The 23,172-nt window shown below is 63.4% G+C and carries 18 protein-coding genes; 9 read left to right on the forward strand and 9 right to left on the reverse strand.

Features of this window, described 5'->3' with window-relative positions:
* The first annotated feature begins 18 nt into the window (after positions 1-18).
* The gene (locus tag AB0323_RS02595) at positions 19-2,046 is read left to right on the forward strand and encodes a S9 family peptidase (protein ID WP_366175990.1); all 2,028 of its coding nucleotides are present in this window, start codon (positions 19-21) and stop codon (positions 2,044-2,046) included.
* On the opposite strand, the gene AB0323_RS02600 is transcribed toward AB0323_RS02595, so the two are convergent.
* From AB0323_RS02600 to AB0323_RS02615, 4 genes are read right to left on the reverse strand one after another with little or no spacing between them, the layout of a single operon-like run.
* Positions 2,036-2,713: a peptide deformylase gene (locus tag AB0323_RS02600; RefSeq protein WP_366175991.1), complete on the reverse strand. Its 678-nt coding sequence runs from the start codon at positions 2,711-2,713 to the stop codon at positions 2,036-2,038. The two genes, AB0323_RS02595 and AB0323_RS02600, sit on opposite strands and share 11 nt — an antisense overlap.
* Before the next feature lie 15 nt (positions 2,714-2,728).
* The gene (locus AB0323_RS02605) at positions 2,729-3,871 is read right to left on the reverse strand and encodes an NAD(P)/FAD-dependent oxidoreductase (RefSeq protein WP_366175992.1); all 1,143 of its coding nucleotides are present in this window, start codon (positions 3,869-3,871) and stop codon (positions 2,729-2,731) included.
* Positions 3,864-4,592 (reverse strand): class I SAM-dependent methyltransferase, encoded by a 729-nt coding sequence (locus AB0323_RS02610; protein WP_366175993.1) that lies wholly within the window; start codon positions 4,590-4,592, stop codon positions 3,864-3,866. Before AB0323_RS02610 ends, AB0323_RS02605 begins: the two co-directional genes overlap by 8 nt.
* A gap of 13 nt (positions 4,593-4,605) precedes the next feature.
* Positions 4,606-5,742 carry a type III polyketide synthase gene (locus tag AB0323_RS02615; RefSeq protein ID WP_366175994.1) on the reverse strand — a complete coding sequence of 379 codons (1,137 nt, stop codon included), beginning with the start codon at positions 5,740-5,742 and terminating at the stop codon, positions 4,606-4,608.
* A 244-nt stretch (positions 5,743-5,986) separates the two neighbouring features.
* Between AB0323_RS02615 and AB0323_RS02620 the strand changes: the two genes are divergently transcribed.
* Both AB0323_RS02620 and AB0323_RS02625 read left to right on the forward strand, forming a co-directional pair.
* On the forward strand, positions 5,987-6,730 hold the full coding sequence (locus AB0323_RS02620; RefSeq protein WP_366175995.1) for a hypothetical protein: 744 nt from the start codon (positions 5,987-5,989) through the stop codon (positions 6,728-6,730).
* 285 nt (positions 6,731-7,015) lie between these two features.
* Positions 7,016-7,591: a hypothetical protein gene (locus AB0323_RS02625; protein ID WP_366175996.1), complete on the forward strand. Its 576-nt coding sequence runs from the start codon at positions 7,016-7,018 to the stop codon at positions 7,589-7,591.
* A gap of 33 nt (positions 7,592-7,624) precedes the next feature.
* Here AB0323_RS02625 and AB0323_RS02630 read toward each other — a convergent pair whose 3' ends face one another.
* The gene (locus AB0323_RS02630) at positions 7,625-8,284 is read right to left on the reverse strand and encodes a class F sortase (RefSeq protein WP_366175997.1); all 660 of its coding nucleotides are present in this window, start codon (positions 8,282-8,284) and stop codon (positions 7,625-7,627) included.
* A 102-nt stretch (positions 8,285-8,386) separates the two neighbouring features.
* Entirely contained in the window at positions 8,387-10,702 is a 2,316-nt protein-coding gene (locus AB0323_RS02635; RefSeq protein ID WP_366175998.1) for a hypothetical protein, read from the reverse strand.
* Between the two features lie 396 nt (positions 10,703-11,098).
* Here AB0323_RS02635 and AB0323_RS02640 point away from each other — a divergent pair, with 396 nt between their 5' ends.
* The 3 genes from AB0323_RS02640 to AB0323_RS02650 all read left to right on the forward strand — a co-directional run bounded on the left by AB0323_RS02640 (position 11,099) and on the right by AB0323_RS02650 (position 14,428).
* A complete protein-coding gene (locus tag AB0323_RS02640) occupies positions 11,099-11,407 on the forward strand; it encodes a lactococcin 972 family bacteriocin (protein ID WP_364534624.1) in 309 nt (102 codons plus the stop codon).
* A gap of 130 nt (positions 11,408-11,537) precedes the next feature.
* Positions 11,538-13,769: a hypothetical protein gene (locus AB0323_RS02645; protein WP_366175999.1), complete on the forward strand. Its 2,232-nt coding sequence runs from the start codon at positions 11,538-11,540 to the stop codon at positions 13,767-13,769.
* Positions 13,769-14,428, forward strand: coding sequence for an ABC transporter ATP-binding protein (locus tag AB0323_RS02650; protein ID WP_366176000.1), 660 nt, complete (start codon positions 13,769-13,771; stop codon positions 14,426-14,428). Before AB0323_RS02645 ends, AB0323_RS02650 begins: the two co-directional genes overlap by 1 nt.
* Before the next feature lie 374 nt (positions 14,429-14,802).
* On the opposite strand, the gene AB0323_RS02655 is transcribed toward AB0323_RS02650, so the two are convergent.
* Positions 14,803-15,435 (reverse strand): dihydrofolate reductase family protein, encoded by a 633-nt coding sequence (locus AB0323_RS02655; RefSeq protein WP_366176001.1) that lies wholly within the window; start codon positions 15,433-15,435, stop codon positions 14,803-14,805.
* A gap of 272 nt (positions 15,436-15,707) precedes the next feature.
* On the opposite strand from AB0323_RS02655, the gene AB0323_RS02660 reads away from it, so the two are divergent.
* From AB0323_RS02660 to AB0323_RS02670, 3 genes are read left to right on the forward strand one after another with little or no spacing between them, the layout of a single operon-like run.
* A complete protein-coding gene (locus AB0323_RS02660) occupies positions 15,708-16,157 on the forward strand; it encodes a MarR family transcriptional regulator (protein ID WP_366176002.1) in 450 nt (149 codons plus the stop codon).
* 5 nt (positions 16,158-16,162) lie between these two features.
* Positions 16,163-16,729: an isochorismatase family cysteine hydrolase gene (locus AB0323_RS02665; RefSeq protein ID WP_366176003.1), complete on the forward strand. Its 567-nt coding sequence runs from the start codon at positions 16,163-16,165 to the stop codon at positions 16,727-16,729.
* A complete protein-coding gene (locus AB0323_RS02670; protein ID WP_366176004.1) occupies positions 16,726-18,204 on the forward strand; it encodes an MFS transporter in 1,479 nt (492 codons plus the stop codon). The genes AB0323_RS02665 and AB0323_RS02670 overlap by 4 nt, the downstream gene beginning before the upstream one ends.
* A gap of 9 nt (positions 18,205-18,213) precedes the next feature.
* Here AB0323_RS02670 and AB0323_RS02675 read toward each other — a convergent pair whose 3' ends face one another.
* Together AB0323_RS02675 and AB0323_RS02680 are read right to left on the reverse strand one after the other, a co-directional pair.
* Positions 18,214-21,018 carry a LuxR C-terminal-related transcriptional regulator gene (locus tag AB0323_RS02675; protein WP_366176005.1) on the reverse strand — a complete coding sequence of 935 codons (2,805 nt, stop codon included), beginning with the start codon at positions 21,016-21,018 and terminating at the stop codon, positions 18,214-18,216.
* Between the two features lie 20 nt (positions 21,019-21,038).
* Complete coding sequence (locus AB0323_RS02680; RefSeq protein WP_366176006.1) at positions 21,039-23,144, reverse strand: Ig-like domain-containing protein; 2,106 nt, start codon at positions 23,142-23,144, stop codon at positions 21,039-21,041.
* Positions 23,145-23,172 lie beyond the last annotated feature (28 nt).

Consider the following 23,172-nt stretch of genomic DNA (forward strand, 5'->3'; position numbering starts at 1 on the left):
GCCGCTAGGCTCACCAGCGTGAAAGCCGAACAACTTCCGCTCCTGAATTCCGTCTCCGCTCCCGCCGCCCATCCCGATGGCACCCGCGCCGTCGTGTCCGTGACGCGGCCCGATTTCGACGCCGATGCGTACGTCGGACAGCTCTGGAGCGTTCCTTACGACCCCGCGACACCGCCCCGGCGCATCACCCGTGGCTTCCGGGACACCGCACCCGCATTCTCGCCCGACGGCAGGGCGTTGGCGTTCCTCCGGGCGACCCCGGACGGCAAGCCGCAACTGCACGTGGTGGAGGCCGACGGCGGGGAACCGCAGGCGATGACGGAACAGAAATTGGGAGTTTCCGAGTTTTCCTGGGCGCCCGATTCGCGCAGGATTGTGTTCTCCTCACGGGTCCCCGAAGAAGGCCGTTACGGAACAATTGACGGAGTCGGCGCAGACAGCGAAGACCCCCGGTTGATCACCGACAACCAATACAGGCTCAACGGACTGGGTTACACCGCGGACAAGCCCGCCCAACTGTTCGTCGTCGACGTCCCCGAGCGCGGAGCGGAACCTCCCGTGGTTCCTGTGGGGAGGGCCGCCAAAGCCCGCGGGGCCGACGCGGGAGGCCTGGTGCCGCCGGCCGCGCAGTTAACGTTCGGCGAAGCCGACCACACCTCTCCGTCCTTCAGCCGCGACGGCCGGAACGTCTACTTTGTCGCTTCGCTCCACGAAGGGCACGACGCCGATATCGCCTCGGGTATCCATAGTGTCCCCGCCGCGGGCGGCGAGGCCACGGCACTGCGTCCGGACGCTGCTCCGCAGTCCGTCCAGGAAGTCCGCGACTCCGCGAACGGTGAGTGGCTCTTCTTTACGGCGCAGGACCTCGGCGAGGACGGCCTCGACTTCGTCGCGAGGAACACCGCGCTTTACGCAATGCCGGTCAGGGGCGGCACGGCAACCATGCTGAGCGACGTCGAAAGCCAGGACATTGGCGGCCGCCTAGAAGCTTTTGGACCGGACGGGGTGCTCGCGCTCAACACGAGCCGTGGGAGCGTCCAGCTGATCAAATGGACGGCCGACGGCGGGAGCGAGATCCTCGTAAAGGGGCCCGGGGTAGTGATCGGCGCTTCCGCGGCGGGAGACCTGGTGTCTGTCACTTACGGTGGCGCTTCCAGCAATGGCGAACTCGGCGTTCTGGAGGAGGGCGAACTCCGGGTGCTCACTGATTTCACCAAGGCGCTCCGGGACGAAGCAACCATTCTGGAACCGCATGAGTTCACCGCCACCGGCGCTGATGGCTACCCGGTCCACGGCTGGGCCGTATTGCCCGAGGGGCCCGGCCCCCACCCCGTGCTCCTCACGATCCACGGCGGCCCTTTCGCCCAGTACACGGCGGCCTTCTTCGACGAGGCCCAGGTGTACGCCGAGGCGGGATACGCCGTGCTGATGTGCAACCCGCGGGGATCGGCCGGATACGGCCAGGCGCACGGCCGTGCCATCAAGGAAAAGATGGGCACCGTGGATATGGCGGATGTGCTTACCTTCCTGGAGGGGGCCCTGGAAGCCTTCCCGGCGATGGACAGGGGGTCGATCGGCATCATGGGCGGGTCCTACGGCGGATATCTGACCGCCTGGGTCATTGGCCACGATCACCGCTTCAAGGCTGCGGTCGTGGAGCGCGGATTCCTTGACCCGGTGAGCTTCGCCGGTTCCTCGGACATTGGCTGGTTCTTCGGCGGCCAATACACGGGTGGCTCGCTGGAGCAGATGGCGGCCCAAAGCCCCATGGCCGTAGTGACCGCAGTCCGGACGCCTACGCTGGTGATCCATAGCGAAAACGATCTCCGATGCCCGGTTGAACAGGGACAGCGCTACTTTGCCGCGCTCAAGGCGCAGGGCGTGGAGGCTGCGTTGCTCCTCTTCCCCGGTGAAGACCACGAACTATCGCGCTCCGGCACGCCGCACCACAGGCGACAGCGGTTCGAGCACATCCTCGCGTGGTGGGCAAAGCACCTGCCTTCCGCGGCAAACCCGCGGCGCGGGGCCGGTTCAGCTAAGGGCTGAGGAAACCCAGCCCGCGGCGTGCCTCATCTATCCCGGGGTACGCCCAATGGGCGGAGTACTCTTCATCGTTTGCCAGTGACCGCAGCTCGGCGCGGTCCAAATAGAGTCCGCCGTGCAGATGGTCGGTCTCGTGCTGGACGATCCGGGCCTGCCATCCGGAAAATCCGGCCGAGGCCGCACTGCCGTCAGGACGCTGGTAGTGCAGGCGAACATCGCGGTGCCGTGTGACCACGGCTTGGAATCCGCGCATCGACAGGCAGCCTTCGTAGAACGACGCCGTTGAGGTTCCCTCGGGTTCGTAGCGGGGATTCAGCATCGCGAAGAAGCCCAGCGGCGTCCTTTGCCGGATCTCCGAGGCGACGGGATCAACATCGAAACGGTCTTCGAGCACGGCCAGCTGCAACGGGATGCCTAGCTGCGGCGCTGCCAGGCCCACGCCGGGAGCGGCATGCATGACGTCCCGCATCCGCTCGATCAGTTGCGCCAGTTCGGTGTCCTCGAGCTGTCCGTCGTAGGGCGCGGCGTGCTGGCGCAGCACCGGATGACCGACCTGCACGATGGGCGGGAGGCCGTCGAGACCAAGTATGTCCTGAACTGCGCTGCGGATTTGCGAGGCAGTAAACGTCGTGTCCGGGCCGGCAGGCAGGGGTCGGGTCTCAAAGTCCATGGATTGAGCTTAGTGTCAGTGCATCGTGAATCTCCGGGCGACAAGCTCCGAGAACACCGGCAAGGTAATGGCCCGGCCGATCAGGGCGTTCCGTGCGCTGAGGACCTTCGGGGGCAAGGGTCGGCCCAGCGCCATGTTCAGACTGGCTTGCCGGATGGCTTTCTTCGCCGCACGCTGACGGTCCCGCTCGAAGCCCGCTAGTTCCTTGCCGGCAGGGCGTCCCGCGGATGTCCGCAATGCTTCGCTGACGATCGGCGCCAAGGCAACGGCGTCCAACCAGCCCAGGTTCATTCCTTGACCACCGATCGGGCTGATCTCGTGCGCGGCGTCTCCAAGCAGGGCGACCCGTCCGTGGACCATCCGGGTGACCAGCCGTGAGGTGACGCCGAAGGTGCTGATCATCGTATTGCTTGCGGAGTCCACCGCGCTGCCGCTCCGCTTCTTGATGAGGGCGGCGAGCGCGTGGGGAGTGGGTTCCTGGCACGGGGCGCCAAGCCGGACCACCCAGCGGCGGATCCCGCCCGGCAAGGGAAAGGACTCCACTATTCCTCCCGGCTCAAGGAAAAGGACAGCGTTGTTGCCGTACATCGATTCATCCCGGAAATCGCCCATCACGTAGTAGTCGGGATACGTGCGCAGGCGCGGCTCCAGTCCCAGTCCTTCGCGCACTGCCGAATGGACACCGTCGGCCGCCACCACGAAGCGGCCCAGAAACTCCGCTGGAGCCCCCTCTTGCTGTCCCCGCAAACGCAGGCGCCCGCCGTCGTCGACGACTTCCTCGACGTGCACTCCGCGCTGGAGTGCGCCCGGATCGAGGTCGGCCACCCTCGACTCAAGGGCGTGGGTGGTGAGATATTGCGGAACGGAAAGGATGAAAGGGTACTCAGCCGAGGGGCGGGCGAAGTCCATGTCGGCTACTTTCCTGCCGCCGCTGTAGGCGGCACCGTGGGTGATCCGGACCCCTGAGGAAACCAGGGGATGGGCGGCACCGACTGCATCCAAAGCTGCGAGGGCGGGCGGATGGATCCCTATGGCGCGGGTCTGGCTACCCGGCGTCGCGCGTCTTTCCAGTACTGCGACGCGGTGCCCCTTCTGCAGCAGCAAGGCTGCCATGAACAGTCCGACCGGCCCGGCTCCGACCACCACGACGTCAAACACCGGGGACCCCGCCGCGCCGATAGATAAGCAGGTTGTGCCACAAGCCGCTTGGTTCAACCGTCCAGGCCGGAGGAGTCGCTGCACGCAGTTCTGCTGCTGTGTAGCTCCTCCTGATCGAGGTGAGGCCGTCACCGTGGATATAGGATCCAATGCCGAGGGGCCAGGATCCGGCCCAGAAAAGTGCGTATGCGACGCGGCTGCGGCTGAGGTCGTTGTGCAGGGCGATCCGGCTGCAAAGCTGTTCGGAATCGCGAAGGAACGAGGCGAGTTCTGGGGCGGTCAAGTGGTGCAGGACATGGTTGGAAACGACGACGTCGAACGTGCGGCCTTCTGCCACGAGTTCGGAGCTGAAGGCTTTTCTGTAGCTGACGCCTTCCACGGAAGGGGCAGAGTTCGCGAAACGGAAGGCGCGCTCGTCCGGGTCGATTCCGGTGACTTCCAAGCGGTAACCGTCGGCGGCGGCCCGGCGCGCGAGGCTACGGGCGACGTCTCCACCACCGCAGCCGATGTCAAGGACCGTCGTGGAGGCCGCCGTCGTGAGCAATGGCTTGATCCGTGATTTGTAGGTATCCCGCCAGCCGGACACCACAGCGTTGACGATCGGAAACCGCGCGTAACTCCTGTTGAGCCGGTCAAGCTCGCAATCGGGGCGGTCCATGTCTTCCACCGCGGCTTCATCCCGCGCGTCGAGAAAGCCGCCGGGGCGGGGGAGTGCAGGCATCACAGACCCGGCATCACAGAGCCGGGGAGACCCGGGTGAACAGCCCCGTCTCCACCGTGAGGCCCGGCCCGAATGCCATGGAGCAGATGCGTTCCTCCCGCTCTGCCGGAGTTTGGCCCAGGATGTGTTTCAGGACGAAGAGTACGGTGGCGCTGCTCATGTTGCCGTACTCGCGAAGGACTTCGCGCGCGGGAATCATCTGTTCTTCGGTGAGTTCAAGTTTCGCCTCGACTTTGTCGAGGATGCTGCGGCCGCCGGGATGGATGGCCCAATGCGTGATGTCCCGGTAGGGGAGCCCAGCCAAGGACGGGTCCCGGGCAAGCAGCGGCTCAAGCGCGCCGGTGATGTGTTCCTCGATGATGTGCGGCACGTACGTGCCGAGGACCATCTCGAAGCCTTCGTCGCCGATATTCCAGGCCATGGCTTCTTCGCCGACGGGCGTCAGGACCGTCTCGAAGTGATCAAGCCTTATCGCCGGGTCCGGGCCCTCGGGTTCGCGGGAAGTCACGACGGCGGCCGCCGCACCGTCCGCAAAGATCGCCGATCCCATGATGGTGTCCGGGTCATTTGAGGTCCGGACGTGGAGCGAACAAAGCTCCACGCAGATAACGAGGACGACGGCATCGGGATCAGCCTGGCAGAACTGCCGGGCTGCGCGGAGGGCGGGGAACGCAGCGTAGCAACCCATGAAGCCAAGGTGATAGCGCTGCACGGCCGGGCTGAGTCCGAGGGCCCGGACTACTTTGTAGTCAGGGCCGGGATTGAAGAATCCGGTGCAGGAGACTGTGATGACATGAGTTATGTCAAGCAAATCAATGTCGGGACATTTCCCGACGGCGGCTTTGGCGGCCTCAATGAACAATTTGGTGGCTTCGAGCGCGAAGATTTCGTTGCGGACCTTTGTGCTGGGGCTAAGCACACGGCCCGTGGCAGGATCAAAGAACGACGGATTCTCGGAGTGATTATCAAGGGACAATTCGGCGACGGCAGTGAAACGGGTATCGATGGCTGCTGAATCAAAGCAGGTTCGCACCAGCCGGGATCCAAGCCGTGTCAGGCCGGGTTGGGATGCAAAAACGTCGCGCGCCTGTGGTTGCACAAGCACTGTGGGCGGTACGGCAGTTTCCAGAGACCTCACGTAGACCGGCATGCTTCATTGTTGGCGACGAAGATGCCGTTGACAACGGCAGAGCGTGGAAATGCGGACGTTTTTGAGCGACTCCGCTGCTTTCCCGCGGGAGCCGCGGACTCAACCGCGCTCAGGGCCCAAAAGCTTCTGCGACACAAATTGAAGAAACGAACCACTACTTCTAATAGCAGCTCATGTGACCGTTTCACCGATCGGCGGGGCGGCAACAGGGTGGCCCTTAGTACTTTTGGGGAGGTGCGCAGGTATGCAGCTGGAGCTGGACGTCGGGGGCGCGCGTGTCAAGGTGAACCGATTGCGCCTGCGTTTGGCTGAGCTTGACCGCCAAGTTGGTGTGGTTGACCGCTTGCTCGGCCAAGTCGTGAAGCTCGCTTTGGAGCTGTATGCGGCGAGGGCGTGGAAGGCCTTTGGCCTGAGTACGTGGGCGGAGTTGGTGGAGGCTGAGCGGTTGGTCCTCCCAGGCCTGGGTGGCAATGCCCGGGTGAGTGTCGCGATGGAGTTGGCGGCCGGAAACTTGTCGCTGCGTGCCATCGCCCCGGTCTTGGGCGTATCCCATGAGACCGTGAAGACCTTGCTCGCGAAGGGCGTTGCAGAGGGCGGAACGCTGCCGTCCGTGAGATTGTCACTGGACGGCAAGATGCGCCGCTGCGCACCCGTAGTAACAATGAACGTGATTGCAGGTGAACTGGTTCACCCTGATTCCGACTCTGATTCCAACTCTGATTCCCACGAGGGAGTCTTCGATGTGGAGGGGTTCCTCGCGGATGTCGGTGCTTTGGGCGTGGATCACGGTCCTTCCGACGCCGCCGTGCTGGCGGAACTCCAGCTCCGGGAGCTGATGGATTCCATCCGGAATCTGGGGAGCTCAGAGCTTGTCGTCCGGCGGTTGCCCGAGGCCGATCCCGCACGACGGCGCCGGCTGGCCGCCCAGTTCCATGCCGCCACGGAATTGATGAGCGACGTTGCGAGGCAGTGGGGTGTCGCGGCGTGAGTCCAGAAACGCGAGGGAAGCTTTCGATGTCAACCGAACGCGACGCCTTTTTGGTGGACCTGGTAGCAAGATGGCGGCGGGAAGGCCAAAACGGTTCAGCGACCCGGGAGTTGTTCGGTTCATTTCTTCCGGCGCTCTTGTCACGTTTTTCAGTACGAGTTCCCCTCGATTGACCCCGAAGATGCACTGTTCTACGCCACGGAAGTTCTTTGCGACAGCGGGATCCCTGCCGACGTCCCGGCCTGCGCATGGCTGCTTGCGGTTGTCCGGAACGGGCTCCGAACCTTGACTATCACCCAACGCCATTGGCTCTCGGAGCGTGATGTGCGGGACGGCGTTTGGGCGGAGGTCAAGGAGAACCACGGCCTGGGGGAGGGGGCGCCGCTGGTATCGCTGTACGGCTACGAATACGAGTGGCCTCAGATCCCTCTCGCCACGGTGCCACTGCCCGCCGGTTCGTCGCCCCTGTGGGAGGAACTGAGGACGTTGTTGATCAGGGCCGGCTGGGATCGCGACCTCGCAGAGCAGGGTCTGCAGGTGATCGAGCATCGAGCAGCCCGGCACATCGAGGAGGCCGGATTCGGCTCAGAGCCGCGGGCCGCGATGTCCCGGCTGGAAACGAACAGGGCGTTGAGCTGCGTGCCCAAGGGCCATAAGACGGCACTTGTGGACTTCGTATGCAGCGAACGCGGATACCTTTGGGGCCGCCTCCACGGAATCTCTCCAGCCAATGCTCTTGCACTTCCCGGGGTCCAGGAGGCGTTGGCGTCGCTGGTCTGGAGCAAGGCGAGGCCCAAGAAGACCCGAACCAGAACGTACTCGCCACCCATAGTTCATTCCCGATTGGATATCCCTGCATGAGGCATGCAACCCGCTCTGGACCGGTGAAGTGAGTCATGGCCAGGGGATTGCAGTGGCCACGGTGTTGTTGGCGAACTGGGGGTGCCCGGCAATCGGGACGAAAGGGCTGCCAAGATCACAGGTGACGACCCTCAGTACCGGTGGGCCCTCAGTGGCAAAGTAATCCGGGGGCAGGGACGTCTTGGCCAGCGATTCCAGGCTGGTGATCTTGTACCGGCAGGTGACCCCGGACTTGTCGGATACATAGAGGGGCATGCCCTTGGTCACTTGGACGAGGGAAGCCATAGGCGCCAGCGACCCATCCGGGAAGTTCACGTGCCCGGCCAGCAGGGTCGATCCCTTCGCGGCACAGACAGCCGCGGACCCTTTGTAGCGGGCGGCTTTGGAGGATTCCGGGATCACCAGGTAGCCGGACTCGTCACGACCTTCGTCCACGAGACCTACTTTGAGGTCCACGCCGGGGATGGAGAGCGTGTCAGGCGGAAGGCCGGGGACCTCGGTTGGCCCTGTGTATGTGTCCGGTCCTGCGGTCGCAAAGGGAGCCAGGAAAGGTGCCAGCTGGGCCGTTGGGGGAGCGGGCCGTGATGTCAATGCCAAGAGGGCAGCGCCGGCCCCGGCCAGGCCACAAATGACGACGATGGTCGCCGCAATACGGTACCGCCGGTCGCCGGGATAGTTGCGGGTTCCGATCATCGGACTTTCCTTGGTGTGGGGCGGGGCACCCGGCCGGTCTGCCGGGATGGCTGGATCCGGGTGCCCCGCGTCTATTTGGTGGTGCGCGGTGGGGGCTTCTAGTCACTGTTCCTCTGCGTGGACTTTGGCCGCGTCAACTCCTCGGTCGGCGAAACGTTTGCGGTAGAACAGGCCTGCCCCGGCGAGGAGAGCCAATGCGAAACTGATGGCGCCTGTGATGAGCAGAGGTATGCTCGGCCCGGCTTCCTCTGCCGTGCCGGTTGTGGGAGCGAATCCGGCGTTGACCATCAGGACCGGCTTGCCCGGGGTAACGGTGACTGCTTCGGGGAAGGCGATCCCGGTCTCGTTCTTTTCGCCGCAGTTGCCCTTGTGCAACTGCGCGGTGAATGGTTTCTTGCCCGGGCCCTTGTCGATGGTCAGCGTAAGTTCCTCGACGTACCCGTATGTGCCTTTGTGGGCGATGGTGTGGCTCGGGTAGGTGATTTCACCTGCTGTGGTGACGTCCTGTTCCGTGGAGGTCCAAGCCGGGCTGGCGCAGACGGCCTGGGCGGAGCCGTCGGTTGAGTCGTCAAACTTGTACTGGCTCACTTTCGTGGTGACTTTGATGCCGGTACCGGAAGGGATGGTGCCGGAGACAATTCCGATGTCGTGAGCGACGAGAGGCACCACCCCGCTCGCGGAGGCCTTGGTGACTATCGAAGGCTTCTCGACTGGAACGGTTTCGTTGGGCAGCAGTTCCTTGCCGTCCCACGGCTTGGTGGACTCGGTGCCGTCGATCTTTTCGGAGAAGTACAGGTTGGCTTTCAGGCCCTTTGCCCACTTCCCGGCGACGATTTTCTCCCACGGAACTTCCACGGGCGCGGTCTTGAACTCGCCGTTGCCGCTGACCTTCGTGGTGGTGGTACTGATGACCTCGGCATCAGCGGGCGCTGTGTCGGTGCCGCCGGCAATCGGGACGGCGGAGGTCAGAACCAGATCCGTTGTCACGGAGAGTTCTTTGCCTGGTTCGTTGCCAGTCACGGTGATGACGTCGTAGACCTTGCCGTTTTCAATGGCCGATGCCTTGGTTACCACCTCGGGTTGGTACTTCTGGATCGTCTCCTCATTCGGATCGTTAAAGCCTGCCGTCCAGTCGGCACGGAAGTATTGCCGCAGCTCGGCGGGCTGGGCCGCCTTGGAGAAGCGGGCCACCGGGTAATAGTAGCCGGGCTTGTCCGCCGCCTTGTCTGCGGTCACCGTGATGTCGCCCGGTTCCGTTGCCGTGCCCGTTCCGGAGGCAACCTTCACGACAGCTGCCGGAATCTTGGCAGTCGGGGCGAGTTTGAGCGGGCTGTAGTACCAGTCGATGTTGAAGCGGGCCGGAACGTTGCTGCCGCTCGCGAACGCCCAGTCATTGGCCTTTCCCGTGGACGTCTTCACGTGCAGGACGTCCACCAGGGGCTGGCCGCCCTCCACAAACCGAGGGGCTGTCGACGTTGCTTCAGGTTGGAAATCGAAGATCACCTTGGCGTCGGCTGACGTTCCCGCGACGGGTTGAGCGCCGCCGGCAACGAGAAGGTTCTGGAACCCCTTCACTGAATAGGTTGTGGCCGACACCCCGGGGGCGTCGATCGTCAGCGTTACGGACACGGTTCCGTTTCCGGTAGCCGCGAAGCCGAGCTGATCTCCGGTATGGAGGCTGACTGCCTGGGAGTTCGTTCCTGCCCACACGGCGGGGCCGTTCAGGACGGCTCGGGCCGAGAAGCCGCTCAGCTTGTTCCCGGCTGCGGAGACCAGCTCTGTCGAGGTGATCGTGCCGCCGCGACCGTTAGCGTCCATCGAGAGTTTAGGTTGCGTGGAATACGGACCGGAATTGGCCTGGGCATCGGCGAGCATCGCCGCGGCCCGGGCACGGACACCGGGCATTTGCGGGTCAGATGAATCCCGAAGGTTAGGGTAGGGAGCGCCAATGCCGTTCCACGGCACGTTGAACCTCGGATCCGCGAGCTCGTGCGCGAGGTACGCCAAAGCGGCATGGTTGGCAGGGTCACCCTGGTACTTCTGGATCGCGTAGTTAAGCTGTGGGTTGCCCAGGGAACCCACCGCTCCGGATCCGGCTGGGCCGGCCGGAATCCCGACATCGAAGCAGAATGCCGTGGGGCCCCCGCCGGCACCGTCCAGGTTCAGCGATCCCAGCCACATCGACCAGTCTCCAAACGCCCGAGGCGGCGGAGCCTGGACGGTGATGCCCGATTGGTGCATGCCCGGCAGGTCAGTTGCGGCTTGTGCAGCAGGCGCGGCCAAGACACTGCCGGTCCCGACAGCAGAAAGGACCAGGGCGGCAGTCGCTGCCAGAGCCCTTGTCTTGGCGAACGCCCGCCAGCCCTTTGCCTGTCCCGACGGTTTGCAGGTGTCCCGATTGAATCCACTTTGACTCACTTATGTTCCCCTCTCTTCAACCGCGTCCATACGCGCGATGACCACGCTTCGGGTGGTCCTGTTAGTAGAGAGCCGGACAAATCGCAGTTCGTCAGAGAAGGGCTTCGTTCAAGCTTTCGGGCTTGAGCGGGACGTCTTCAGCGCCGTCAACTGTCCAGAATTTGACAGTTGAAGCGTCCAGGCGGAGTTGAAAAATGGCATTGATTCCTCGGAGCTTCTGCGCCATAAATCGAGGCGACGGGCCACTAGTTCTAGTAGCAGCTCATTTGATCGTTCCTTCGAGCGGCTGAAGGGCAAGCGGGGGTGGTCCTTTCTACTTTGGGGCCCATCCATCGGTAGAGGCGAATCGTCTCTCCGCAAGGGCCAACTTTGGCCGCTAGAAGAATGGGGATTGTCATGAAAGTTAAGCGTCTGCTCGCCGGGGGAGTCTTGGTCGGTTTGTTGACGGTCGGGGCCGCGGCTCCTGCGTTGGCGGGAACGATCACTAACGTCGGTGGCGGCACCTGGAGTTATGGGACCGCGTTCCAACCACCATGGTTCAAGAACGTCTGGTCTCACTACGTTCATCCGGCCGCCTACCACTCAGCTACGGCTATCGGCGGCCCGAACACCGTCAAGGTCTACGCAACCGCCAATAACTGGGCTAAAGCGAATACCCAGTGCGGCGTAGGCGAGAACGCCGCCCAATACTGGAATACCTACTGAGCAGCAGCCATCCCAATTTGCGCGTGCCGTCAGAGCGGCTGTCGGTCGGCGGGTCCCGTTTGGGCCCGCCGGCCCGCTTGTTTGTGCGCGGCAAGCGGAAATGTCGACAAGCTGAAGGGGTGGTAAGCCGATGAAACACATACTGCTGGGACTGGTGATCGCAGTGTGCGCTGCAACGTTTGGAGCGAGCTTCGTCAACGGAATCAACGAACAACGCACGGCTGTGGCGCGGTCGGCAGCTGATGCCGGACAGGCGTTTTCAGTCCCGAGCGATGCAACGGATCCTGATGCAGTGCTGTCTGCGCTGCGAAGTGCAGCAGAAGCCACCCGCAGCAACGTTTTCAGGACTGTGGTCGGGGTGGATGAAAACGACCGTGCGTTCGTGACTCATTACGTGCTCTTGACCCGGTCCGATACTCGCGTCTTTGACGCTACAAATCTCTCATCAGGGAGATTCCTCACAGTCCAAGAGTCGCAGGAAGGCGACGCTTCGGTCGCCTCGACAGACACCAGCCCGAACACGATAGGTGTTCTGCGTGTCCTGGGGGAGGGGGAGCGTTTCTCTTTCCGTCCATTACGGGCAGGGTTCGACACACTGGCTGCGCCGGGAACCTACTACGCCGAGTGCGGGCCGGCAGGGTGCGCAGGCTTTGTTGATGCAGCGGCTGCGTCACTCACCGCTCACGTTGCCGGGCGGACCTTCGTGGCGTCGGATTTGCGCGCACCGAATCAGCAGTTGGTTGTCCCCACAAATGTCCCGCCGCTCTACTTGCAACTCGCGGTTGCCGCCGGCCTTCTCCTCACCGCTGTGCTTGCTGTCTATCTGCAACTGTATGAGGCAAAGAGAGCCGGCGCGTTGCGCTTGTTTGGCTATGGTGCGACCAGGGCATGGTGGACGATCACGGGGCGCCCGGTAATGATTGTCGGTGCTGCTTCCGGCGTCGCTTGTGTTTCCCTCTCGGTACTTCTTCCGGGAGCGGACGCAAGGTTCGTAGCTGTTGTGGTTCTCGACCAGGCAGCTGCCTTGGTCTTGATCGCCGCTGCCAGCCTGCTGACCATACCGTACGTGGCAACGATGCGAATTTCGGACGCGTTGAAGAACCGACGTGACACCGGAGCTTTGTTTGGCTCAGGAATCGTTCTGTCCGTTGCAATTTCGGCTGCGCTCGTGGTGGTCGCTGCGGGCGCGTGGTCAAACGTGGATGTGATCAACCACGAACGCGACAACCTGCGCCACTGGACCTCGACCACCGGATACGGCGTTTTCGCTCCGATGAGCAATGGGAACGACGCAGTGGACCTGCAGACGGGCCAGCCCGGCTCATCCGTCGTTCAAGCCACAGACCTCTATGACGCACTCAGTGCCCGCGGTGCCTTGTATGTCTACGCCGGGGCTTTCTCGGAGACAGGTGTCCAGCAAAGTCGACCGGCCGGCCAATACCGATCGATGCAGGTAAACCCTGCCTACCTCCACGCGTACCCGATCCGTGACACGGATGGCCGGCCGGTCACGGTTGATGAGAGTGAATCATCGTGGATCTTGCTCGTGCCGGAGCGGTTCCGTTCCCAGCAACAAGACATCGCTGCCTATTTCCAGGCCGAACGCGACAGCGCACCCTCCGCAGAGAAGGCGATCTTCCACCGGGATGTCAGCTCCACACGGCGGGATCTCCGCGTGCGGATCATCTGGACGGAGAACCGCCAGCAGATTTTCACCTTCAACCCCGACGTCGCCGCATCTTCCGGCGGCTTGGTGGAGGACCCCATCGTTGAAGTCATGACCCGCGCCAATAGCCTGGGCGTGGACCGGCTCAACGCCGTCACGGGCGACGCCAGCGGCGGACTAAAGGTCCCGCTTGAAGAAGGGAGCTCCCAGGCCACAATCACCGCCCTCCAGCCACTGCTCAAACGATTGAGCCTGGACGACAACCTCCGTCACCTGGTGACCATCAACGAATATCAGCTCGCCAGGATCGGCCACCTCCAGGAGAGCCTCCGCAACACCACGATTGTGCTCGCCGCGCTGGTGGTTCTGCTCGTGATCATCACCGCGCAGACACTGACGATCGCGTTTGAGCGTTTCGCGCGCAAGATCATTGTCCGTGGCCTGTTCGGACTGTCGACGGTACGGCGCTACCGCGAATTCATCAAGCTTGGAGCAATTGTGTGGGCTGTCCAGGGCGGGCTCGGTTCCGGGCTGGTATTGGCCGGTTTCCGGCCGTTCTCCTATGACGATACCGGGCCGCTTTCCACGCTCACCGCGGCCTTGGCCATCAGTGCTGTCCAGGGCCTGGCCGCTGTCGGCGTCCTGTGGCTCACGGAACGGCGGCGTACTCCCAACATCCTGAAAGGGGAGCTCTAATGTCTGACATCGTTTGCGAACTCCTGAACGTACACAAAGGCTTTCGCGGCCATGAAGTCATCTCGGACCTGAGTCTGAAGGTGCACGCGGGCGAAATCGTCGCCCTTACAGGTCCGAGCGGGAGCGGGAAGACAACCGTCCTTAACCTGCTTGGCCTGCTTGACCACCCTGACAAGGGCGAGATCAAGTTATTTGGCCGCCGGGCCCCGCGCCCAGGTAGCCGCAATGCACGCATGCTCCTGAGGCTGCGCCTTGGATATCTCTTTCAGAACTATGCCCTCATCGACAACGAGACCGTGACCGAAAACCTCAAGATCGCACAGACTTACACCCCGGGTACGGCCAAGGAAAAAAGCGAGTCCCGGGCGAGCGCGATGGAGCGGGTAGGCCTGGACCTTGACCCGAATCGCAAGGTCTACGAACTCTCAGGCGGAGAGCAACAGCGTCTCGCCATTGCCAGACTCATCCTCAAACCCTGCCAGATGATTCTCGCCGACGAACCGACAGGCTCCCTCGACACCGTAAACCGAGACCATGTGCTTGGCCTCACCAGAACTTTGGCTGAGGCTGGCAAAGCCGTCATCATCGTGACACATGACAACTCGGTATCCGGGCGAAGCGATCGAGAAATCACCCTCGGCGCCGCAAGCAGCGCGTGAGTGTGCCGGATTCGTCACGGAAAAGGAGTTCCCGCAGCTACTTCTACTCCCGTTCTTTGAACGCCGATAATCTACATTATGTAAAGTTGAATCGTGATATTGCATCTGATGCATGATCACCCTTCTTCGCCTACACCCGTGGCCGAAATACTCGGATACAGCTACCAAGTGACCCAGAAACACGCCGCCGCTGCAGAACATTGGAAACGCTATGCGCTTGGCCAAGCGGCGGCCCCCGCTAGACTGCGCTTTGACGGCTAGTGGGCCGCGGCGGGAAAGGCTCCGGATTACCCGGGGCGCTGCTCGTTGATCACGGCGCTTCTCCCCCACCGGGATCCTGGACTGCCCGCTAGGTGATCCCGGCCACACAATAGCTAGAACACATCCTCCGGGTTGACCGTGGACGTTGCGTATTCCGGACGCCCGGCCGGCCGATAAGTCTGGACGGTGATGCCGCGGGACGTCGTCCGTGAGTTGACCAGCTCGAGCGCTAGGTCGGGACCGGATTCGGGGAATAACCGTGTGCCCTGGCCGACGACCACGGGATAGGTGAGCAGATCGAGCTGGTCTACCAGGTTGTTGGCGAGCAGCCATCGGACGAGGACGCCGCTGCCCGGGACCAACAGGTCGCCGTCGTGATGTGCCTTCAGCTCGCTGATCGCCGTGGCGAGGTCGCCGGGCAGGACGGTCGTGCCCGCCCATTGCGGGTCGGTGAGGCTGGTCGACGCCACGTACTTGGGCCGGCTGTTCAACGCGGCCGCGATCGGGTTTGTACCCGGATCGATCATCGCTCCCCAGTAGGGGGCGAAAATCTCGTAGGTCCGCCGGCCGAAGAGGAACGCGGACGCACCGCCATAGACGTCGCTGAGATAGTCACCGGTTTCGGTGTCGATAAGCGGTATTGCCCATCCCCCGCGGTCAAAGCCGCCTCTGCGATCTTCGTCCGGTCCGCCCAGCCCCTGCATCACGCCGTCCACTGAGACGTTGGTCGTGGTCGTCAACTTCATGTCGTTTCACCCCGTCTAACAACGGCTGCGGGCCCCTTCTGGATCCACGCTACGTGCCCTCATTCTCCCAAGCCACCACGCCCTCGGCCCAGTACCGCCGTCGAACTCCAAGCAGGGCAAATGCTGTTCGAGCATGACGGCGACTTCCGTGCGACGATAACCGGTTGGGGATCGCTGAACCCTCCTAACCCGCCCATGCCCGGCGCGGTTCCCAAGCGAAGATAGTAAGGCAACCTTTTCAGTTTGCCTTACTTTCTGGTAGCGTCATTGCTATGAACCCCCACCCGGATGCCGACGCGGCGGCCATGCTCGAAGCTGCCGCCGAGCTTCGTATCCTCATCGGCCAGTTGACCCGGCGGCTGCGTGAGCAGTCCCACGTGGACAACCTGACGAATGCGCAAAAGGCCGTGCTGATCCACCTGGAACGTGACGGCCGTGCCACGTTGTCCGCGCTGGCCCGCGCCGAGGGAATGCGCCCGCAGTCCATGGGAGCCATCATTTCCGCCCTTTCCGGCGCTGGACTCGTTGAGAGCGGCCCTGATCCGGCCGATGGCCGCCAGAGGATCCTGTCCCTCACAGCCGAAGCCCGGGAGAGCATCAGGGCCAGCCGGGCGGCCAAGGCTGATTGGCTTTACCGCACCATCCAATCCAAACTGACGCCGGACGAGCAGGAAAGGTTGCCCGGCGCCATTGACCTACTCAAACGCCTTTTGGAGCCGTGATATCCATGACGATCACCACCCTGGACCCACAGACCGCCCTGATCATTGTTGACCTTCAACGGGGAATAGTTGCCTCCCCGAAGGCTCATCCCCTCGAACCCGTCGTGCGGAATTCCGCCGCCCTCGCGGACGCCTTCCGCCGCCAGGGACTTCCCGTGGTGCTTGTCAACGTCACCGGCGGCGCGCCCGGCCGGACAGATCAAGGCAGCAGCGCGCGAAGGGAGTTCCCCGCCGATTTCGCCGAACTCCTGCCTGAACTGAACCAGCAACCAAGCGATCACCTTGTCACGAAGAAGACGTGGGGTGCCTTCACCAACACCGGTCTTGGCGCACTCTTGGAAGACCTTGGTGTGACCCAGGTGGTGCTGACCGGTGTAGCCACCAGCATCGGCGTGGAATCCACCGCGCGCAGCGCCTACGAAGCCGGCCTTAATGTCACCCTCGCCCTGGACGCGATGACCGATCTGACCATGAGCGCCCACGAAAACTCCGTCACGACGATCTTTCCCCGGCTGGGCGAGACTGGAACGACGCAAGAAATCCTGGACGTGCTCAAAACCACCCGGCCGTGACCGCGCCGGACGCTGCCCGGCCATCGGGCCTCTCGGCGGACCCGGGCAATTCACCACTGGCTCCCCCACCGAACGCGGCCGGCGCCCCGGCTTCCAACGATGGGAGCCGGCCGTCGAACCCGCTGGGCTGGAGGTTCACGGCACCCCTGCTGCTTGGCTCCACCCTGAACCCGATCAACAGCTCGATGATCGCCACGGCGCTGGTGGGCATCGGGGCCGACTTTCGCTCAAGTCCGGGCGCCACCGCCGGGCTTATATCCGTCCTGTATCTATGCAGCGCCGTGGCCCAACCGACCATGGGCAAACTCTCTGTCCTCTTTGGGCCCAGGCGCGTCTTCCTCTCCGGAGTCGCCGTCCTTCTGCTGGCTGGAGTTGTCGGAGTACTGGCTCCAAACCTGGGCGTCCTGCTCGTTTCGCGGGCGCTCATCGGCATCGGGACTTCAGCCTGCTACCCGACGGCGATGGCGCTGGTCCGCCGGCGTGCAGATGAGTCCGGCATCCGGGTGCCGGGCCGCATCCTGGGCAACTTTTCGATCGCAGCCCAGGTGACCGCCGTCGTCGGCTTGCCACTTGGTGGAGTGCTGTCCGGCGCGTTCGGCTGGCGGGCCCTGTTCGCAGTCAACATACCGCTGGCACTGCTGGCCTTTACCTTCACTTTGCTCGGAGTGGCGAAAGACGCGCCGGTCCGAAAACAGGGCCTGGGTAGCCTGCTCACAATGCTGGACCTGCCGGGGATCGCCCTCTTTGCCGGTGCGATCATCTCGCTGCTGGTGTTCCTTTCGGCGCTCAAGACGCCGGCCTGGTGGCTTGCGGTGCTGGCTGCGGTGCTCGCGGGGGTGCTGCTGTTGCGCGAACGGCATGCGCGCAGTCCGCTGATCGACGTCCGGATGCTGGGCACGAACGGGCCGTTGCAGCGAACCTACCTGCGTTCGATCCTGGCCGCACTGGCCACCTATGCCTCGATGTACGGGGCCAGCCAATGGATGGAACAAAGTATGGGACTGAACCCGGCGACGGTAGGGCTGGTTCTGATCCCGCTGAGCCTTCTGAGCATCGTCGTGGCGCGGGTCGTCTCGGGTCGGGCGTGGGTCCGTTGGCCGTTGGTCCTTGCCGGCGTCGCGTTGGCGCTCTCCGCAGGCGTGATGCTGCTGGTGAACCACGGCTCCGGCGTCGTGCTGCTCGTCGGGATGACCATGCTGCTGGGCCTGACCAACGGTTTCAGCAGCTTCGCCAACCAGGCGGCGCTGTACCTGCAGACGACTGCCGCGGAGATCGCCGTTGCCTCGGGGTTGCTGCGGACGTCGATGTACTTGGGGGCGATCGGGTCCTCAAGCCTCATCGGCATCGCCTTCGGGCCGACTGCCACCGACGCGGGTTTCCACACGCTGGCCTGGATTCTGCTCGCCATTGGTGCATCGATGGTGGTCCTGACGGCGTTTGACCGCAGCATTCCTGCCGTCGCCGCGGGGCATTGAGCCAGAGGATCAGAAGGGATGACGCGGCGGCATGCGGGCTTGGCTCGAAGCGGAGCCTTCAAAGCCGGGAGTGAATAGCTGACCGAGTTCCCGGCGGGAGCGGAGGCCAAGCTTGGCCAGGACATTCCGAATATGGAAGTTCACAGTTGCCGGCGAAACAAATAGCTGGGCGGCGATTTGCTTATTGGTCATGCCGCGTTCGGCATAGAAGGCGATTTCCCGTTCCCGTCCAGTAAGGGACTCGAATGCCTGTAGGTACGGATTGCCAGGCCTGCCGCTCAGCCCGTCGAGCAACTTCGTCGCGCGGCTGAGGTACGGGGCGGCACCGAGTGCAAGGAAGATCCGCACGGCGGCCCTCAGTGCGGTGCCGGCGGCTTTCGTGTTTCCGAGCGAGATGAGCAGCCGGCCAAGATCGAGCTGGGCAATACCCTGCGACAACGGGAAGCGTGATTCCTTCGCCGCGAGCCGGTAGAACCTGGCCGCCCGGCTGGAGAGTCCATACGCTTCGCTGACTCTGCCTTCCAACCAGTCCAGCGAGCCATACACCGGCCACCATCCGCGACCGTTCATCTCCTTGCAGGCCTGCAGCAACCTGTCGGCTTCCTCCGCCCGGCCCAGTCCAGCCAAGGCGTCAATCCTGTAGCTGTGCATCGACGGCGTGCCCGAAATGATCGCCTCGGATGCCTCCAGCTGCTGTTGCCATTCAGCCAAGGAACGGGCGCGTTCGAGCCGGGCCAGGCCACTGAGTTCGACTCCAAACGTGTCATAGTCGCTGATTCGGACTTCCTCCGCGCGTCGCAACGCAGCTTCGTACGTTTCCGAACGGCCTTGTACTGCCTCGACGACCGCGGACATCGAGAAAACGAGGGGGCGGGAGGAGACATCGCTGACATCCAGGGAAAGCAATTGCGCCGTGCGGATCACCGTCAGCATTTCCTGCACCCTCCCCAGCAGGAAATAGCAGTATGCAAGTACGACCCTGGCGTGCCCGATTGCCAGGCCCGCACCGGCCGAAGCGGAGACCTCCATGGCCCTCTCCAGATCGACCGTGGCCTGCTCGATGCCACCAGTAACGCTGAGGAATCCGGCTCTGCAGGTGAGCGCATCGGCCAGGGCAGGACTGTCGTTCGCACCAGAGATCCTTGCGCTGAGCGACGCGAAAGCCTTTGAGATCAGATCGGGATCCTGGGTGCCGCTTGCGCCGATGAGGTTGAATCCATCGAATTGCAGGCCTAGCTCCGTTCCTGACGGCAGGTGCCGAAGCCGGGGGTCGTGGACTTCCCCATTGGTTTGGCCCAGATGCGCCAGGTATCGGTGCGCTTGGGCGACAGCGACGGCGGTGGAGGACTTGTCGTCGGAGACCATCCGTGAGACGACTATCGCCAACGAAATGTGTGCCCGCAGCAGGGCTTCGTCAGGGTGGTCCAGCTCCTTGGCGATCAGCTCCTCGGCAAATTGGCCCGTTCGGTCCAGGTCCGGCCTCATCTGGAGCAACTGCAACAGCGCGAAGTCCCGCACCGGGCCAGGAAGCATGGATTGCACCTGAGGCAGAAGGTCCATCACTTCGGCAATGCAATGATGGACGGACGCAACGAGACAGGCTTCGATGATGCAGTCGTCCCGGCGGCTTCCGCTGAACCTGTCCATCGCCGAGCGTAGGTATTGCAACGCGAGTTCCGGCTGGCCATCCGCCAAAGCGTGATCGACGCCGGAGCTCACCTCCGCAAAAAGCTCGGCCGTCCCTGGTTCCTGCAGAAGCAATCGATGCTGCAAAGCAAGTCTCGGATCATCGACTTCGCCTGCAATCGCTCGATGGATGGAAGACAAGCGGTGGCTCTTGAGGCTGTCCCGCACCCCGACAGCGAGCAGATCATGAAACGGGCGCAATTGCACGGTCTGCCCAGTCCGGGTGCCCCGGACCAGCCCGCTCGCCAGTGCAGCCGCGACATCCGTTGGTTCATGCAAAGCGTCGCCAATCCGCTGCACGCGCTCCTGTTCAATCGGGTCGCGACTGACACACACAAACTCGACGACGGATCGGGCAGGTCCAAGCTCCAATGCGTCGAGCATGGCGGCAAAGGGATTCTTTCCCGAGGCGATATAGGGCACCGCATCGGGCCAGGGGTTCTGGGCGGAGGATTCCGGCCCGGCGGTATGCTCCATTGCGGCGTTGATCAACAAGGGGGTACCTCCGGTGCTCCGTCGAAGGCGTTCCGCAGTGCGCGCCGATATGGTCCGATCCCAGACTTGCGCCACGTAATCCTGGACCTGTTCAGGACTCAGCGGTTCCAGGGTGACCCGTTTGATAAAGCCCCAGGACAGGTCATCACTCACCATCCGATCGATGGCAGCGGTACCGGCTCCTGAGACACCTGCCAAGACAACTGTGATCTTGTCGTCTGCGAGCCTCTGAAGCACGAACCGCAGGGCCTTGGCGGAGCGTTCATCTATCCATTGGGCGTTGTCTATGACCATGCAACTGATGTTCTTGGGACGGGCAGCCAGCGCAGACAATAGTTGGCGGGCGGCCATGACAACATCTGAGAGGGGTTCGGCCCCGCGATGGCCCAGAGCCACAAGAAGCTTGTCAATAAAGGACAGCGCAAGGGTACTTTCGAAAGTGTCCGCGCTGCAGGCCACCACGTTTGCCCGCCTCAAAGCATCCGTGAGTTGCAGGCACCATGTCGTTTTGCCGATCCCCTGGATCCCGGTGAGCACAACAATCCCGCCTCCGCACTGGCGTGTGCGTTTCAGTACAGCGGCGGGAGTGTCATCGTTTGACAGTCCCGGATGTACGACCGTGCGTGACGTCATGCCGCCATATTATGGGCAAATCAACCCTTTCTTCCCTGTTGGCCCCGGGGGCCGCCAAGGTGTGGTGGGCGGCTCCAGAGCCGGAGGAACAAACCGAGAACGAGCGCGGCAACGGCCCCGAGTCCCAATCCGGCAAAGGCCGGACCGTTGGACCCGGTGTTCGCGAGGGTGCCAAGCGGCGCCGTCGACGCTGCTGGCAAGGCCGCGGCGGACGACGCCGGACCCGGCGCCGCGGGAACAGCCGCCGGAACCGTAGGCACGGCCGGAACCGTAGGCACGGCCGGAGCCGTCACGGCAATTGAAGCCGGCGCTCCCGAAGCGGGCCGGAAATAGGTGTCGCCTGAGTAGTCCACTTTTATTTCGTGGTTCCCTATGGACAGTGCCGGAAGGGTGACAGCGGCCGAGCCGGAGACCAAGGTCACCTCAGGCAGCCGGACCCGGTTGTCTACTGTCAAAATGACGGTTCCGCCAGGCTGCACCGGGAGCGAACTGCTCGCCGTGACGTTTACCCGTACGTCCACAGTCCGGCCTTCCAAGACGGAAGTTGACGATGGAACAAGAAGGACGGTCGCTTGTGCCCGCGCGGCGTTCACTTGAACCGTCACCGGTTCTGCGGGCCTGAAGTTGGTGTCGCCGTCGTAGCTGAGTTGAACTGTGCGACTACCTTCGGCCCAAGGGATCGTGGTGGTGAAGTCACCGCGCGAATCCAAGGGCGCCGTTCCGAGAACGTTGCCGTTCAAACTCAAAGTCACTTGCCCCGTGGGCACAACAGGAGAAGAAGCGCTCGAGGCTGTCGTGACCTTGCCGGCCGCCGCGGCAGTGTCGGCGGACACCGTACCGGTTATCGTTGCGGGCTTGCTCAGCAGCTCGGCGGAAACAGTCGTACGGACGATCCGCGTTGCGAGAGGCTGTACGAGTTGGTTCAGGGATGCAGCGGAGGATTGGAATTTGTAGGAATCAGTGTTGCGTGGCCGGTAATTGAAAGCCAGATCGTGGGAACCCGCGGGTAGGTCGATTGCCCTGATGTTGGCAGTACCAGCGGCGTCGACGGGAGCGGTTGCAAGCTCCGTGCCGCTATTGTCGGTGACTGCAACCTCGCCGCGTGGAACCAGCCCGCCAAGGTCGGAATTGACGACTGTTGCGACGTAGCCGCCGGGGGTGCCGTAGATGGAAGGATTCGCCGTCGCGACGACACTGGTCTTTGTGGCGTAGTCGGGGGTGTACCAAAAGCTGACCCAACCGCTACCCGCGTTGTATCCCCTGATCACGTTGCTCGCGGTGGGGTCAACGTAGCTGCTGCCGCCGCCACCGCCACCCCCTCCGGCGCCACCGACGCGGCTGCCAAGAGCACCTGAACCACTTAGCCAACCGCCACCGCCACCCCCTCCGCCGCCGCCGCTGGACGAATTTCCGGCTCCGCCGCCACCGGTTCCCGCTGCGCCGCTCGGCCCGATGACTCCGGAGTCGGCGCCAGGCGCCCCGCCTGCGCACCACCCGTCCGCTGACTGGCCATTCTGGTTGGCGGCACCCCCGGCACCGCCATTGCAGTACACGAAAGCAGCCCCGTGGCCTGCACCCCCGCCGCCGCCGGCGGCGACCACAAGCGGGATCCCTTTCCCGTTGACTACGGCGCTCGCGCCGCCGCCACCGCCACCGGCAGATCCGGCGAGGGAACCGGTGCCACCTGAACCTCCGCGAATGAATCCCAGTCCGCCGACCCCTGGATTATGCCGCGACCCTGTCCCCCCGCCAGGTGTTGAAGCGTAGATCTTCAGGGTCTCCCCCGGCGTCACTTGCAGCGTGGCACGAATGTCGGCCCCCGCTCCGCCGGGACCATCATTGCTCACAACAAGAGCGGTACCAGGAATGTTGATTGGTCCGCCACCGCCGCCGGCGGAGCCCCAGGCCCGGACATCGATGGAACGCACACCGGCCGGTACGATCCACGTGTCTCCGTTGACGTTGGCGAAGTCCAGTTTGGTGGGAGTCGGGTCCGGAGCGACGGAAAGAGCCGCTGACGAAGCATTCGCAGGAGGAGCGGTGAGCACCGGAACTCCAACGGCACACGCGAGCATGAACATGGACAATTGCACAGCCGACGGCTTGCGTACTGAAACTGGCCTCATACCGGGAACAGTAAGGACGGGACGCTGG

It is taken from the genome of Arthrobacter sp. NPDC080031, from assembly GCF_040702485.1.
Classification (GTDB): domain Bacteria; phylum Actinomycetota; class Actinomycetes; order Actinomycetales; family Micrococcaceae; genus Arthrobacter.